The sequence below is a fragment of the Rhodanobacter glycinis genome, assembly GCF_900114325.1.
Classification (GTDB): domain Bacteria; phylum Pseudomonadota; class Gammaproteobacteria; order Xanthomonadales; family Rhodanobacteraceae; genus Rhodanobacter_A; species Rhodanobacter_A glycinis.
The window spans coordinates 1-14,137 of sequence record NZ_FOSR01000006.1; the positions used below are offsets into that span (position 1 = coordinate 1).

At 63.9% G+C, this 14,137-nt stretch carries 14 protein-coding genes; 10 read left to right on the forward strand and 4 right to left on the reverse strand.

The window, feature by feature from the left end:
• The 8 genes from BMY90_RS07950 to BMY90_RS07985 all read left to right on the forward strand — a co-directional run.
• On the forward strand, window positions 1-223 hold a 223-nt coding region (locus BMY90_RS07950), incomplete at its 5' end, for a transposase (RefSeq protein ID WP_139201718.1).
• A gap of 341 nt (window positions 224-564) precedes the next feature.
• Window positions 565-1,017 (forward strand): RrF2 family transcriptional regulator, encoded by a 453-nt coding sequence (locus BMY90_RS07955; RefSeq protein WP_092703082.1) that lies wholly within the window; start codon window positions 565-567, stop codon window positions 1,015-1,017.
• On the forward strand, window positions 1,007-1,915 hold the full coding sequence (locus BMY90_RS07960) for an NAD(P)/FAD-dependent oxidoreductase (RefSeq protein ID WP_092703084.1): 909 nt from the start codon (window positions 1,007-1,009) through the stop codon (window positions 1,913-1,915). The genes BMY90_RS07955 and BMY90_RS07960 overlap by 11 nt, the downstream gene beginning before the upstream one ends.
• A 207-nt stretch (window positions 1,916-2,122) precedes the next feature.
• Window positions 2,123-3,451: a M1 family metallopeptidase gene (locus BMY90_RS07965; protein ID WP_092703086.1), complete on the forward strand. Its 1,329-nt coding sequence runs from the start codon at window positions 2,123-2,125 to the stop codon at window positions 3,449-3,451.
• 244 nt (window positions 3,452-3,695) lie between these two features.
• Entirely contained in the window at window positions 3,696-4,379 is a 684-nt protein-coding gene (locus tag BMY90_RS07970) for a class I SAM-dependent methyltransferase (protein WP_092703344.1), read from the forward strand.
• A gap of 256 nt (window positions 4,380-4,635) precedes the next feature.
• Entirely contained in the window at window positions 4,636-5,388 is a 753-nt protein-coding gene (locus tag BMY90_RS07975) for an energy transducer TonB (RefSeq protein ID WP_157618125.1), read from the forward strand.
• Between the two features lie 239 nt (window positions 5,389-5,627).
• Window positions 5,628-8,006 carry a M48 family metallopeptidase gene (locus BMY90_RS07980; RefSeq protein WP_092703090.1) on the forward strand — a complete coding sequence of 793 codons (2,379 nt, stop codon included), beginning with the start codon at window positions 5,628-5,630 and terminating at the stop codon, window positions 8,004-8,006.
• Between the two features lie 89 nt (window positions 8,007-8,095).
• Complete coding sequence (locus BMY90_RS07985) at window positions 8,096-8,617, forward strand: DUF4405 domain-containing protein (protein WP_008213143.1); 522 nt, start codon at window positions 8,096-8,098, stop codon at window positions 8,615-8,617.
• A gap of 240 nt (window positions 8,618-8,857) precedes the next feature.
• On the opposite strand, the gene BMY90_RS07990 is transcribed toward BMY90_RS07985, so the two are convergent.
• Window positions 8,858-10,813: a M61 family metallopeptidase gene (locus BMY90_RS07990; RefSeq protein WP_092703092.1), complete on the reverse strand. Its 1,956-nt coding sequence runs from the start codon at window positions 10,811-10,813 to the stop codon at window positions 8,858-8,860.
• Between the two features lie 248 nt (window positions 10,814-11,061).
• Here BMY90_RS07990 and BMY90_RS07995 point away from each other — a divergent pair, with 248 nt between their 5' ends.
• Both BMY90_RS07995 and BMY90_RS08000 read left to right on the forward strand, forming a co-directional pair.
• Complete coding sequence (locus BMY90_RS07995; protein WP_008213144.1) at window positions 11,062-11,394, forward strand: PadR family transcriptional regulator; 333 nt, start codon at window positions 11,062-11,064, stop codon at window positions 11,392-11,394.
• Complete coding sequence (locus BMY90_RS08000; protein ID WP_092703095.1) at window positions 11,381-12,289, forward strand: hypothetical protein; 909 nt, start codon at window positions 11,381-11,383, stop codon at window positions 12,287-12,289. Before BMY90_RS07995 ends, BMY90_RS08000 begins: the two co-directional genes overlap by 14 nt.
• Before the next feature lie 151 nt (window positions 12,290-12,440).
• Here BMY90_RS08000 and BMY90_RS08005 read toward each other — a convergent pair whose 3' ends face one another.
• The 3 genes from BMY90_RS08005 to thpR form a co-directional block, all read right to left on the reverse strand.
• On the reverse strand, window positions 12,441-12,812 hold the full coding sequence (locus BMY90_RS08005; protein WP_008213150.1) for a YciI family protein: 372 nt from the start codon (window positions 12,810-12,812) through the stop codon (window positions 12,441-12,443).
• Window positions 12,813-12,982: 170 nt separating this feature from the next.
• Window positions 12,983-13,468 (reverse strand): GNAT family N-acetyltransferase, encoded by a 486-nt coding sequence (locus BMY90_RS08010; RefSeq protein WP_175481528.1) that lies wholly within the window; start codon window positions 13,466-13,468, stop codon window positions 12,983-12,985.
• Window positions 13,469-13,520: 52 nt separating this feature from the next.
• Window positions 13,521-14,105: an RNA 2',3'-cyclic phosphodiesterase gene (gene thpR / locus BMY90_RS08015; RefSeq protein ID WP_008213154.1), complete on the reverse strand. Its 585-nt coding sequence runs from the start codon at window positions 14,103-14,105 to the stop codon at window positions 13,521-13,523.
• Window positions 14,106-14,137: the final 32 nt, after the last annotated feature.

A 14,137-nucleotide genomic window follows, 5' to 3' on the forward strand; every position in this document is an offset into this window, starting at 1 on the left:
CATCGATGCGCGCAAGGCGCGCGGCAAGGGGTACGCGATGAGTCTTCAGGTACGCAAGCGCATCGAGCAGGGTTTTGGCTGGATCAAGACTGTTGGCGGGCTGGACAAGTTGCCGCTGGTATCGCTGCCCAAGGTGCGTGGTTGGGTGACGTGGACGTTTGCGGCATACAACCTGATCCGACTCGGCGGCATTGGCGAGTGGTGGAATCCATCGCCAACGTGAGCCGCGACGGGAGGCGTGCGCCCGGAACCTGGAAAAGGGTCTTCACCCAAACGGACATGCACCTGCTGCGATAGAAAAACTCTATCGCTGCAGCTTTGAAATCGACATTCTCAACAGCCTGCTAGAACTTGGTATCCCTGATCATCACCAGCGCAGTGATGATGTCCGGCCAGAGCTCTGATCGCCTCTGCCCAACTCGCGCAGCCGAAGGCTTGCGCAGCGAATGGCAAGCAAGCCGAAGTGCCGCCAGCGCCCATCACCTGGTTTCCGCGCGAGGCTGGCCAGGGCGGCTTGAGTGGTCCTTTCGCAAAATTCGCATTTCATGTGCTATCGTTTGTTACATGAGACGTGACAGCAAGCTTTCCTCCATCCTGCATGTGTTGCTGCACATGGCCCATGCCGAACGGTCGCTGACTTCCGAAGAGCTGGCCGGCTACCTGGGCACGAACCCTGCCGTGGTGCGCCGCACGCTTTCCGGGCTGCGTGAACTGGGCTATGTGACATCGGTGAAGGGGCATGGCGGTGGCTGGTCGATCAGTTGTGACTTGCACGCCGTGACCTTGCGCGACATCTACGACGCGGTGGGTTCGCCCAGTGTCTTCGCCATGGGCAACCGCAGCGAACATCCCCAATGCCTGGTCGAGCAAGCCGTCAACCAAGCTCTGGATGAGGCCTTTCGCGAGGCCGAAGAATTGCTGGTCCAGCGACTGGGCACCGTGACGCTGGCCGACCTCTCCCGTGACTTCAACCATCGCGCCGCGAAGATGCGAAGGAAATCCGTCCATGACCATTGAAACCATGCCGAACAGCTTCGACGCCATCGTGGTCGGCGGCAGCTACGCCGGACTGTCCGCCGCCCTGATCCTGGCCCGAGCCCGCCAACGCGTGCTGGTGGTGGACGCTGGCCTGCGTCGCAATCGCTTTGCCAAGGCCGCGCACGGATTCCTGGGCCAGGACGGCCGCGCGCCCGGCGCCATCGTTGCCGACGGCAAGGCACAACTGCTGGCTTATCCGAACGTGCAATGGCTGGACGGTGACGCCACGCGTGCCGAAGCCGCCAACGACGGCTTCATCGCGCATGTCGCCGACCGGCCGTACCACGCCAAGCGCCTGGTGCTTGCCACCGGCGTGGTCGACGAATTGCCGGAACTGGAAGGCTTGGCCGAACGCTGGGGACGCAGTGTCTTCCACTGCCCGTATTGCCACGGCTACGAATTGAACGAAGGCCGCATCGGCATACTCGCGGTCGGCCCGCTGTCCATGCATCACGCCATGATGCTGCCGGACTGGGGCAAGGTGACGTTCTTCACCAACGAAACCTTCGAGCCCGATGAAACGGAACGCATCGCCCTCGCCACCAAAGGCGTGATCATCGAGCCACGGCGCGTCGAACGCATCGTGGAAACCGCCACGGTCGAATTGTCCGGCGGGCAGCGCATCGCGTTCGACGGCCTGTTCACTGCCTCCCGCATCCACATGGCCAGCCCGCTCGCCGAGCAGCTGGGCTGCGCCTTCGAGGACAGCCCGATGGGCTCGTTCATTCGCACCGACGCGATGAAGGAAACCTCCGTGCCCGGCGTCTTCGCCTGCGGCGATGCGGCGCGCATGGCTGGCAACGTCGCCCTGGCCGTGGGCGACGGCACGATGGCCGGTTTCTCCGCCCATCGTTCGATGCTTTTTCCGGCGCAGTGAACGCCGCGAGGTCATGAATTTTCGGCTTTGCAGGCTGGCTCGGATTCCCGCACTTGTCCGCCGAACATGCAGCGTCCCACCATCACAAGGTCGCCCGAGCAGGAATCCACGATAACGTCGGGCACTGCCGGACCAAACCCAGTCCTCATCTCCATCGTGAACCTCAATATGCATGCCTCCGCGCGATCCAGTTGGATTTTGACGGGAATGCTCCTCTTCGCCGGCCTGCTCTGGGCGCAGCCGGGTCATGCCCGGCCGCTGCCCGACCCGGGTTTCCATGTCGTGCACTACACCGCTCGTCTCGATCCGGATTTGCCGCGCAAAACCCTTCGCGGCACCGAGACGATCAGCGTCGCCCTACTCGATGCCAATGTGCGCCAGCTCGACTTCGATGCCGGTGAACTGACCATCGACGAGGTCAGCCTGCACGGCCGCAAGCTTTCATTCGAGAAAACCGGACACCGACTCGACATCCGGCTGGCCAGCAATCCAGCCACGAACAGACACCTCGACATCAAGGTTCGTTATCACGGTGCACCTCGTTTCGGCCTGGAATTCCATCCGCAAACGGAACAGCTCTACACGATCTTCTCGACCAGCCAGTGGCTGGTTTGCCTGGATGCTCCGGACCAACGGGCATCGCTCGATCTGAGCGTGGCGTTGCCAAACGATTTCAAAGCCATCGCCACCGGCCGGCTGATATCGCGTCGACGACTGGGCGACCAACGCGTGCTGTATCACTGGCAACAGCAGGCTCCGGTACCGAGCTACGTCTACGGATTCGCCGCAGGAAGATTCAACGAGGCCGACGCACGGGCGAATGGCGTGGACATGCGTTTTCTCTCACGGGACATGTCGCCGGATCAGCTTCGACAGTTGTTCACCGACACCGGCGACATGCTGAAATTCTTCGGCGACCGCGCCGGCATTCCCTACCGCGACAGCTACGACCAGGCCCTGGTCACCCGCACCATCGGGCAGGAAATGGCGGGCCTCGCACTGCTGTCGGAGGCTTACGGCCGCGATGCGCTGCAAACGCCGGCGGATGAAGACCTGATCGCCCACGAGGCGGCCCACCAATGGTGGGGCATCAAGGTCACCTGTCGCAGTTGGAGCGATTTCTGGCTCAACGAAGGCTTCGCCGATTTCATGGCGGCGGCGTATATCCAGCACCGGTTTGGCGACGCTGCCTACCAGGCCATCGTCGAACACTGGCAGCGGAACGTGGAGGGTCTGGTGGCCTCCGGCAAGGATCACCCGCTGGTCTATGCGCACTGGGACCACCCGAGCCGGGATGATCGTGTCGTGGTTTACCAGAAGGGTGCCTACGTGCTGTACCTGCTCAGGCACGAGCTTGGCGAGCAGGCCTTCTGGAACGGCATCCGCGATTACACGCGGGCATTCCAGGGCAAGTCGGTGACGACCGCCGATTTCAAGCGCGCCATGGAGCATTCCAGCGGACGCAATCTCGATGGATTCTTCCGGCAGTGGGTGACCGGGAGCACGCCAACCGGTGCGGCCACCTCGCATTCGTGACCCTATCGAGGGAAACGAAAAGCAGCGCAGAGTCACACCATCGCCAACGCATCACCCGGGAATGCCGCGGCGTTTGCGTCCGGGCGGTCCCGAGTTCGCTCGCGGTGCGAACGGCCCCACTCCACATGGCCTATGATGGGGCAAGGCGGCAACAACGCCCCTGCCCCGGTCGATCCCTTGCCGGCCCCTCGCCGCACGTCTCCCGCACACACCCGTGTTGCAGGACGCACCCCTCGGATCCACCGTGCCCGGCTACGCCACCATCACTCGCACCCTCCGCCTGGGCGGGCAGGATTACCGTATCCGCTCGCTCACGGACCGTCAGCAGTTCGCCGACCCTGGCCACCAGGCGGAACGGTTGGGCATTTCATCCGCACAATGGAGTCTGTTCGGACAAGTCTGGCCGGCCGGGCGACTGCTCGCCGAAGCGATGAGCCGCCATGCCACCGGTCACAAGCGCATCCTCGAACTTGGCTGCGGCCTTGGCCTGGCCAGCCTGCTGCTGCAACGGCACGGCGCCGACATCACCGCCAGCGACATCCATCCGCTGGCCGAAGTGTTCCTGGCCTACAACGCGGCGCTGAATGACTTGCCGGCCGTGCGCTATCGCTCGCTGCGCTGGGACGAGCCGAATACCAGGCTGGGGCGCTTCGACCTCATCATCGGCAGCGACATCCTCTACGAACGCGATCACGCGGCGCTGCTCGCCGCGGTAGTGGAACACCATGCAAAACCGGACGCCGAAATACTGATCACCGACCCCGGCCGCGGCAACAGCGCGCTGTTCACCCGCCTGATGGAAGCAGAAGGCTACGCCGTCAGCGAACAACGCAGCCCGATGGATGCCAACGACCAGCCGCCGTTTCGCGGGCGGCTGCTGAGTTATCGGCGTTGCCCGCCACGCGCGACGGGCCGGCACCAGGCTTGATCGCACGACGTGGGCGGGCATGTCCGGTACTTGGCGTCCATGCCTTCTCCAGCGCGGGCCAGTAAACTGGCCCGACTACATCCACGGCTGGGAAATCCGCGAACATCGCCCTGCCGGCGTGCTCGTCGCCAGCCGTGAAGTCATCCAACCGGGGAATTCACAGATGAAAGCCTTGCTTGCCGCCTTGTCGCTACTCGTACTGCCGGGCCTGATGCCGGCGCTTGCCCACACGCCACCGGCACAAGCCGAGGCCAGCATGCTGCTGGCCGGCAGCATCACCGTCAGCCCGCAGGGCGCAGTCCAGTCCTACACCGTGGACAAGCTGGCGACCTTGCCTGCCCCGGTGCAGCAGTTGCTGACCCAAAACGTGCCGCACTGGCGCTTCGAGCCCGTCATCGACCACGGCCACGCCGTCGCCGCGAAAGCGGCCATGCATTTGCGGATCGTCGCCACGCCGACGGACAAGGACCACTTTGCGCTGCGCATCGCCAGTCAATGGTTCGGCAATGCGGCCAACACGTATGGACTGACCATCAAAAATCAAACGCTGCCGCATTACCCGGGACGGGAGATCAAGGAACGCGTATCCGGCACCGTCTACTTGGTGGCGCGCATCAACCGGCAAGGCAAGGTGGACCAGGTTGCCGCCGAGCAGGTCAACCTGCGCGTCAGAGGCCCCGAAATGCTGATGCGGATGTGGCGCAAGGACTTCGCCGACGCCTCGGTGCGCGCCGCGTCCCACTGGACCTACAACGTGCCTGCCAGCGGAGCGGCTGCAACGCGGCAAGCCTGGATCGTGCGCATACCGGTTTCCTACACGCTCCATGAGATGGGCAAGGCAAAAGCGCGCAGTTACGGCACCTGGACAGCCTATCTTCCCGGCCCGCGCGAAAAGATTTCATGGCTGAAGCCGGAAGCGTCCGTCCCCGGCAGCGCCGACGCACTCCCCGACAACGGCCTTTACCTGGCCGATCAGAGCCTGCACCTGATCACCACGCCGAAATCGTAAGCAGCACCCGCAACCATCGGGACAGCTATCGCGCTGTCCCGATATCGGCGCCGGTGAACCTCGCCCGTTGCCATGGAACCCCTGACGCCTTGCCATCGTTTCGCCCGTGGCGGCTCGACCGCGGGTGCCTTTCAGAACAGATGGCGACCTTCGCACGCGCTCGGCGAACCCGCACATTTTCCTATTGTCGACGGCATGGGATTTTGTGAATATCGCAAGAAATTACGCAAAGGAATGTCATGGAGACCTATCGGGTCAGGCTCACCGGTGAGGCGCTTCCCGGACACACCCCGGAAAGCATCGCCGAGGCGTTGCTCCGGCAGCTGAAACTGCGCCCCACCCAAGTGCAAACCATGCTGCCACCGGCCCGACGGGTGGTGAAAGCCGGCTTGAACCACGATGAAGCCGATCACCTGCATCAGATACTTACGCTCGCGGGCCTGGCGGCACACAAGGAAAAGCAGGCTGTCACCGCCGACATTCCGTCGGCTTCGCCTGCGGCCACTTCTGCCACCTCATCGCCCGCAGCTGCGACAGCGACGACCGCTGATCCGCTGTCCGACCTCGTCACGTCGCTTGCCAGGGGATTTCCCCGACGACGCCCCAGCCCGGGCTATGCCTTGCGACTGGTACTGGTGACGCTCTGCTGCGTGCTGATCCCGTTGCTTTATCTGGCCATGGTCACGCTGTTCGGCTACGGGCTGGTCTGGTATCTGTGGCACGTGCACGATTTCACCAGCTTCCACGTACGCGGCTTCTGGCCCATGTTCGTGCTTTACGCGTTGCCCGGTGCGAGTGGCGCCCTCCTGCTGCTGTTCCTGCTGCGGCCGATGCTGCCGATGGGCGCTACCAGGGAACGCAGCCTGCTGCTGGACCCGGGCGAGGAACCACGCCTGTTGCAGGCCATCCATAGGCTCGCCGAAGCTATCGGCATCCGCCCGCCGGTTGCCCTGCGCCTGTCCAACGAAGTCAATGCCAGCGTGCATTTCGAAGGTGGCTGGGCCGGCTTTTTCAACGGCCGCAAGGTGCTCACCATCGGCCTGCCATTGGTCGCCGGCTTGAGCAGCCAGCAATTCCTCGGCGTACTTGCGCATGAGTTCGGCCACTTCGCGCAGCGCCTTGGCATGCGCTGCAGCTTCCTGATCAACCATGTCAACGCGTGGCTGTACCAGCGCGCCCATCGACCCGACCCGTGGGTCGAGCGACTGGAACAATGGGCGCACGAAAACGATGAATTCGTGGTGCGCACCATAATGATCGTTACGCGTGCCGGCATCGGCGGCTCGCGATTGTTGCTGGCCGGCCTGTTCCAGTTGAGCTTTCGCCTATCGCAATCGCTGTCGCGCCAGATGGAATTCGATGCCGACCGCTACGAGGCCGTACTGGCCGGCAGCACCGCCTTTGGCGACACCGCGTTGCGCTTGCGCGCGCTGGCCCGCGCCTTCGGCGAAGTGGACAAGCGCAACGCCAGCACCTGGCGCGAGCACAAGCTGTTGCGCGACATGCCACAAGCGGTCGCTGCTCAGGTGGACGGCTACGATACGTCTGCGTGGGCCACACTCAGGCGAGGTCTCGGTTACGGCACCACCCGTTATTGGGACAGTCATCCGGCCGACCTGGAACGCATCCGCCATGCGCAATCGCTGCAGGCTCCGGGCATGTTCAGCGATGCGCGCCCCGCCGCGGTGCTGTTCGACCGTTTCGTCGAGCATTGCCGCGACGCGACCCGCGCCTATTACCGTCTGCTGGGCGTGGACTTTCGCAATGCCGAATTGTGCGACACCGAGATCGTCACACGACTTGGCGCACAACGCGACGACGCGCACTCGGACCTGCGCCGCTGGACCGGGCGGCAATGGCATGCGCGGCCGTGGTTACCATTACAACGCCCCTTGCCTGATGATCTGGGCAAGTTGTCCTGGCAGGCCTGCATCGACGAATTGCGCCTGCACTCGCCCGCCATCACCCAGGATTGGGCCAAGGCCGAACAGGAAGCAGGGCGACGCGCACGCATCGCCTTCGCGGGATTGCTGGAACGCCATGGCATCCCCTTCCCTCTCAGCCGGGTGGAAGGTTTCGACGAACAACGTCATCTACCCGAGTACCAGCGGATCATCGATTGGCAGACGCCGTCACGACAGGCCTTGTTGCGCACGGCGGGACTCTACCGACGCCGCATCGAATTGGCATTGAGAGCGGCCAACTTGCGCCACGAGCCACTGTTCGCGCTGAGCACGCTGTACGCCGACGTGGAGTCGCTGCAGGAAGCATGGATCGTGGCCAGTCAGTTCGAAGGCACCGGCGACGTCGCGCAACACAAGGGACTGGAGCGCATCCGGCAAGACGCGATGATCGCGTGCCAGGAGCACTCGCTGCGCCTGCTGCGCAAGTGCGACGACATTCCACAGAGCCTGCTTGACGGCGACAGCATCGGCGGCTACCTGCGGCGACGCTGTCCCCGCGTGGCCCAGCCAAGCGACGGCCCGACGGAATTCGTGGCCATCGCCGGCACATTGCTCGACAGCCTCGGCCATGCCTACCGGCTGGCGTTTTCCTCGCTGGCCCAACGTTGTGCGCAAGCAGAGCGCGCACACGGTATCGCCGGGATCGAGAACTGAGCTCCATCGCCAGCCATGCTGGCCATGCTCGTAAATGATAACGAATATCATTATCATGACTGGAGCCTTTTTATCGATAGCAAACCGACATGACCTTCAGCCACTTCATGCACCGCTACGGCACGCCGTTGACAGCCGGCCTGTTCGCCGTCTCCACCGTTTCGGGCGTCGCGCTTTTCTTCCACTGGGCGCCACGGACTTTTCACGCCATGCACGAGTGGCTGAGCCTGTTGCTGCTGGCGCCCTTCGTCCTGCACCTGTGGAAAAACTGGAAGCCGCTGCTGGCATACGCCAAGCGCAAGACCTTGTTCATCCCGCTGGCGCTGTCGCTGTTGGTGGCCGTGCCATTTGCGCTGACTGCCGGCAAGGGCCGCGGCGGCAACCCGGCTTTCCAGACCGTGGCCTTGATGACCGAGGCAAGCGTGGCCGACCTGGCACCCGTGTTCCATGCAACGCCCGACGCCCTGCTGCAACATCTGCAGAAACGTGGCTACAAGGTCGCCTCTCCCCATGATTCGGTAACGACGATTGCCACCGCCTCCGCCGTGCCCGCGACCGAAGTCCTGTACGCGATGATGCCGGCACAACGCAACGCCGCCACAAAGCAGTGAGCACCGATGAAAGATCCGCACCCATCAAGTGCAGGAGCCCGCTCGCGGGCGATGCTTTTACCTTCAACAGGTATCAGAACAGAGCATTGCCCGCGGGCGGTCACCTACCTGGCCATGGCGGCGTGAGGATGGGTTTTCATACGCACCGAGCCCACGCCGCCGACGCGACACGCCACTCCAAATCCGCGCGATGCCCCGGCTGATTTCGCCGAAGCATCACGCCGACGGACCAGGCCAAGCCTACTTGCGCGCGGCGATGATCTGGCTGAGGTAATCCGGCGTGCCCGCGACGCGCACCAAATGCGGGTACTGCAGGCCGCCGTGGTAATCCACCGGCACGGTGCGGACTGCGCCCTGGTACTTGAACAGCAACCGGATCGGTGACTTGCTGTCCTTTGCCGCGGTGATCGCGTTCTTCAACACGTCGCTCGAATAGGCTTCGCCATTCACCGCCACCAGCGTGGCGCCGGTGCTGACGCCGGCCTTGAATGCCGGTCCGTTCCAGCGCACGTCATTGACCTGACCCTTCTTGGTCAGGGTCATGCCGATCGACCAGGTGAAGTTGAAGATGTGCCGTGGCGATTCCGGTCGGCTCTCGTACTGCTTCTCGTACGGGCTTTCCTTGTCGGTGTAGACCAGCTTCCAGCCCGAGCCCTTCACGCCATCCAGCAACGGTGGCTGGCGTTCGTCGACGAACGAATGCAGGTACGAGGTCCAGTCGTATTTCGCCACCCCGTTCAGTGCCGCCACCACGTCGTCGAACGTGTAGGTCCTGGTCACGAAGCTGCCGTTGTCGACGCCGAAGAACGCGCGCGCGAAATCGTCCAGCGACTTGCTGTCATGCGTCAGCGCGCGGATCTTGGCGTCCACGGCCAGCCACATCATCTGCCCGGCGCTGTAGTACTCCTCGCTCATCTGCCAGCTGCGATACGGCAGGCCCGCGCGGTGCGCAGCGGTGGCGTCGTTGGTGGTGTCTTCCATCGTGCGCCAGTCGAAACCGGGGCGATTGCGGTCGTAGTTGGCCGCGACCATGGCCAGCGCATCGCGGAACTGTTCCGGCGTCCACATGCCCGAGCGCGCGGTCAGCACGAAGCCCCAGTACTGCGTCTGACCCTCGTAGACCCACAGCAGCGAATCACCCATCGGCACGTTGAAGTTGGGCGTCCACAAGTCAGCCGGACGGCGGAACTTGCCGTTCCACGAATGCACGTATTCGTGCGCCAGCAGGTCGCGATTCGGCGCGTTGTCGGCCCATGCCGTGAAGTAGTCGGGGCCCATGCCGTCCTCGCTGGACTGGTGATGCTCCAGGCCATTGCCGCCGAGCTGGTCGGACAGCGAGAACAGGAAGTCGTAGTGGTCGTAATGATGCGAACCGAACAGCTTCACGGCCTGCGTCACCAGCGCGCGATGCACCTTCAGCTGTTCCGGCGACATCACCAGGTACTTCGGCGCGTCCGCAACGACATCCAGATGCACCGGCGCCTTGCCACCCGGGTTGAGGTCGACGCGATTGAAGTACAGCCCCGCATACATCGGCGAATCAACCAGGGTGTTGAACGGTACCGGCTTGAAGGTGGTGGTATTACCGGACGTCGAAGCCGTCTCCAGCGCGGTGCCGAACTTCCATCCACCGGGCAGCGTCACACTGGGCTTGAAGGTGATGTCGCGCGAGAAATGCCCGGCCGGATACAGCGCCATCTTGTTCCATTCCAGGTCGAGCATGCGGTCGGTCATTTCAGCCGAACCCTCGCCACGGCTGGACAGGAACTGGAAGTTCACGTCGATGCTGGACACACCTGCGGGCACGTCGAGGTGAAAGGCATACACGTCGTACTCGTCGCGCACCCACTTCAGCGACTTGCCGTTTGCCGTCACGTCCAGGCCGGCCAGCATGTCGACCGGGCCGCTTGGCGAATGCTCGCCGGGAATCCACTGCGGGAACAGCAGCGTCAGCTTGCCCGCCTGCACCGGAATCGTTTCGTGCACGCGAAAGATGCCTTGTCGCGTATCGCTGGCATCCACATGCAGGGCGATGGTGCCCGGGTACGGCGTGTCCTGCGGCGGCGGCACGTTGGCGCTGCGCGAGACCTGCGCAAAGGCCGTGCTGGCGGCGAGCGCCACCGATACGGCCACGGCAAGGCGAATGGCGGGACGACGCGCACCCGCCGACAACCCGGCAAAGGAAACAAGGGACATGACGGACTCCACGGACAGGCAAATGATTGCCCCAACTTAACACCACGACACCCCGATATGGAGCAGGCCGGATGGGCCATGCCGGCAAGGCCATCCGCGTGCAAAAGCCGGCGCAGGCCGCCGCCATGCCATCGCGATACGGCGCTGCGGCCTCGCCTCCAGCGCATGCCGTTGACATACTGTGTGTAGCTATGTACTTTGCACGAAACTCTACAGAGCACCGCATGGCTCCGACTCACGAAAACCCCTTGTCCAAGCTGGAGCTTGAGCTGCGGCGCGGCGCGTTGGTACTGGCGGTGCTCTCGCAGCTGCGAAGTGCGCAATACGGCTACTCCCTGCGCCAGGCCTTGGCCCAGCGCGGCATGCCGATCGAGGAGGGAACGCTCTATCCCCTGCTCCGGCGGCTGGAAAAGCAGGGGCTGCTGGCCTCCGAGTGGCGCATCGACGATGGCCCGCCGCGCCGCTACTACCACCTGAACGACGCCGGCGAGGCGCTGCTCGCCAATCTCACGACCGTGTGGAGCGACCTCGTCGCCACCATGGGCGGCCTGCTGAAGGGAGCGGAACATGAACCCGAATGACGTGATCGAAGCCTATGTCCTCGATGTGATGCGCCGTTTGCCCGGTCGAGAACGCAACGGGATCGGCCTGGAACTTCGCGGCCTGCTCGCCGACATGCTGGCCGAGCGTGCCGAGAGCCATGCCAACCCTGCCGATGACGCACTGGTGCTGGCCATGTTGCGGGACTTCGGCACGCCGGCCGAAGTCGCCGCACGCTATCGCCCGCCTGGCGTCGTGATCATCCCCGCCGAGCAGACCCGCTCATTCGTGCTGCTGTCGGTCGTCGGCATCGTGCTGCAATGGGCGTTGACCCTGCCGCGCGTATTCCAGGGTGCGCCACTGGCCGGCTGGTGGTTCAGTTGGGGACTGGGCGCGCTGTGGTGGCCCGGTTTCCTCGCCATGCTTGCCGTGATCGCCGCAGGCATCCGGCAAACGGGGCTGTTCAAGCCCGGCTGGCGGCCCCGGGTAGTCGATCCCGAACGGATTCATCGCGGCTCGCTGGCCGTGGGCCTCGCGTGGTTCCTTGTCGGCGCCGCTCTGGTAACCGCCCTGCCATGGATCGCCCACCGCATGCCCGCCCCACTCGCGCAGGTCTTCGCCTTCGACGCCGGTTTCCTGCACACACGGGCGCCGTGGGTCCTGCCGCTCTGGCTGGCCAGCTTCATCACCCTGGCGTTGGTGTTCCACCGAGGACGCTGGTCGCCACCGATGCGATGGACTCACATCGCGGTAAGCATGGCCTTCGTGGCGCTGCTGCTGTGGTGGGTTGCGGCCGGACCGATCTTCCTGGCCGAGGCCACCGACAAGGGCGCCAAGGGCGGCCTCGAACTGGTCGTGCTGTTCATCGTTATCGACGCAGTCTGGAAGCTGTACCGCCAGCGCACACGTATCCGGATGCCCAGCGCGCACCGGTGAAGTTGATCCGCTTGACCCATCAATGGTGATCAGTGCGTCGGCACCCTGACCATCATCGACTCGCGGACATCGCCACGATGACTCACGAAGCCGGGAAGTGTTCGCGGATGAGACCAGCGCCAATACACGCGCGGAACGCGCGCCCACGCCCTCATCCAGCCAGATAGAAATCCATGGGGATCAGCTCGACGGCCCACCCGCCTTCCTCGCCCAGCGTGGCAGCCGGATGCATGGATGCGATGCGCAGCGCTTCGTCACGGCTGTCCGCCTCGATGATGAACAGGCCGCCCACCACTTCCTTCGACTCGGTATAAGGCCCGTCGCTGACCTGCGTCTTGCCGCCGCGAGGGCGAAGCGTCCGCCAGCCGTCCAGATCGCCAAGCGATGCGGAAACCAGAACCTTGCCGGTCGCGCGCATCTTCTCGTCCAGTGCCGGACATTGGCTCACCAGTGCCTTGACGTCAGCGGGCGCCATCGCGGCAAATTTTTCGGGCGTGAAGTAGGCCAGTCCGAGATATTTCATGGGAGATCCATTGGGTGGGAATGCATTGACGACGAAGCGGATGATCGGAAATCGACAATCCTGCGCGCCGGGCCAGTCAGCGAATTCGACCGCTCTGGAAGCGCACAGTCACCACAAGTAGCAACAAGCTCGCCGGCGATTTCAACGGGCGCCTTCCATTTCCGCCGGGCCTATGGGGCCGGAACCGGTCCATCCCGCAACGGCTTTGCCATGGGTACGCATGCAAGGCGTACGCCCAAAGACGATTCATAGATCGATTGGCCTTCCCCCTCAAACCCCAGCGACCGATAGAACGCGACGGCATTCAACGTGGACTCGAGGTGGATACTGCCAAGTCCAGCGCCAAGCGCAAGGCTTTCCAGATGCTCCATCATGGCGCGTCCCACGCCTCGCCCCATGTACCCGGGCAAGACAAAGATCGCATCGACCTTTCCTGTTGCGAGATCAATCATGCCGGTGCCCACGACCTGGCCATCGGCCACCGCGACGTGGAAGTGCTCCGCCACGCGCCTGGCAAATGCCTCCGACATCGCTCCCGACGTCCAGATCGCCAGATCACGCTGGGGATAGAAGCCAGTGCATCGGGCCAGAATGGCTTCGCGGCGAATGGCGAAGCAGGCCAGCGCCTCCTCGATGGTCGCTTTTTCAATATGCAAGGCGGTCTCCCGACCTGGAAGGTCCATTCACCGCACCCGCCGCAGCGACGCCTCAGCCACCGGCCAAAGCACGACTGGCCAACGGGATGTGCCGTGTCTTGCCCAGCAGGCTGTGGACAAGCCGCACCTCACCTGCCGGCCATGAAATCGGCTCGATCGTCTCGAACGGAAGCAGCGCCTTGCCGTAAGCCACGGTCATGTGCGGCACGAAGGAGCCATGCGTCGACTGTCCCAGGCCATGGGCCCGCAAATGCATTGCCAGTTGCCCGTGCAATGCATGCAACGTCTCGTTGCCCTCGCTCGCGGCAAGCACGAGCGGGCTTTTGGAGCGGTGGTTCCCGAAGCTGCCAGCCTGGTCGAAGCGGATGGTAAACGGCTCGGCCACCAGCCGCGAAAGTGCCTGGCCGGCATGCTCCACCAACCCGGGCGGCTGGCCCGCGTAATCACCCAGGTGGAACAGCGTGACATGGAGCCGCGAGGCGGCGACCGCTCCGGCACCCAGGCCGTGCTTGCCGAGAAAGCCATCCGCCAGCGTAGCCAGGCTGGCGGCATGGCGTGCGTCGGGGAATATCGCCAGGAAGAATCGGTCGGTGGGTTGATCCGGCTCGAAGCCCGGCAAGGATCCTTGGGTGGACATGCATCGTCTCGACAATGGAATGGACAGGTGGA

Excerpts from the sequence above, each read along its gene's own strand:
- BMY90_RS08005 (WP_008213150.1), bottom strand. The coding sequence starts at position 12,812 with ATGAAATATCTCGGACTGGCCTACTTCACGCCCGAAAAATTTGCCGCG.
- BMY90_RS08000 (WP_092703095.1), top strand. The coding sequence starts at position 11,381 with ATGAACCCGAATGACGTGATCGAAGCCTATGTCCTCGATGTGATGCGC.
- thpR (WP_008213154.1), bottom strand. The coding sequence starts at position 14,105 with ATGTCCACCCAAGGATCCTTGCCGGGCTTCGAGCCGGATCAACCCACC.
- BMY90_RS07975 (WP_157618125.1), top strand. The coding sequence starts at position 4,636 with ATGCTGCTGGCCGGCAGCATCACCGTCAGCCCGCAGGGCGCAGTCCAG.
- BMY90_RS07990 (WP_092703092.1), bottom strand. The coding sequence starts at position 10,813 with ATGTCCCTTGTTTCCTTTGCCGGGTTGTCGGCGGGTGCGCGTCGTCCC.
- BMY90_RS07985 (WP_008213143.1), top strand. The coding sequence starts at position 8,096 with ATGACCTTCAGCCACTTCATGCACCGCTACGGCACGCCGTTGACAGCC.
- BMY90_RS07955 (WP_092703082.1), top strand. The coding sequence starts at position 565 with ATGAGACGTGACAGCAAGCTTTCCTCCATCCTGCATGTGTTGCTGCAC.
- BMY90_RS07980 (WP_092703090.1), top strand. The coding sequence starts at position 5,628 with ATGGAGACCTATCGGGTCAGGCTCACCGGTGAGGCGCTTCCCGGACAC.
- BMY90_RS07960 (WP_092703084.1), top strand. The coding sequence starts at position 1,007 with ATGACCATTGAAACCATGCCGAACAGCTTCGACGCCATCGTGGTCGGC.
- BMY90_RS07965 (WP_092703086.1), top strand. The coding sequence starts at position 2,123 with ATGCTCCTCTTCGCCGGCCTGCTCTGGGCGCAGCCGGGTCATGCCCGG.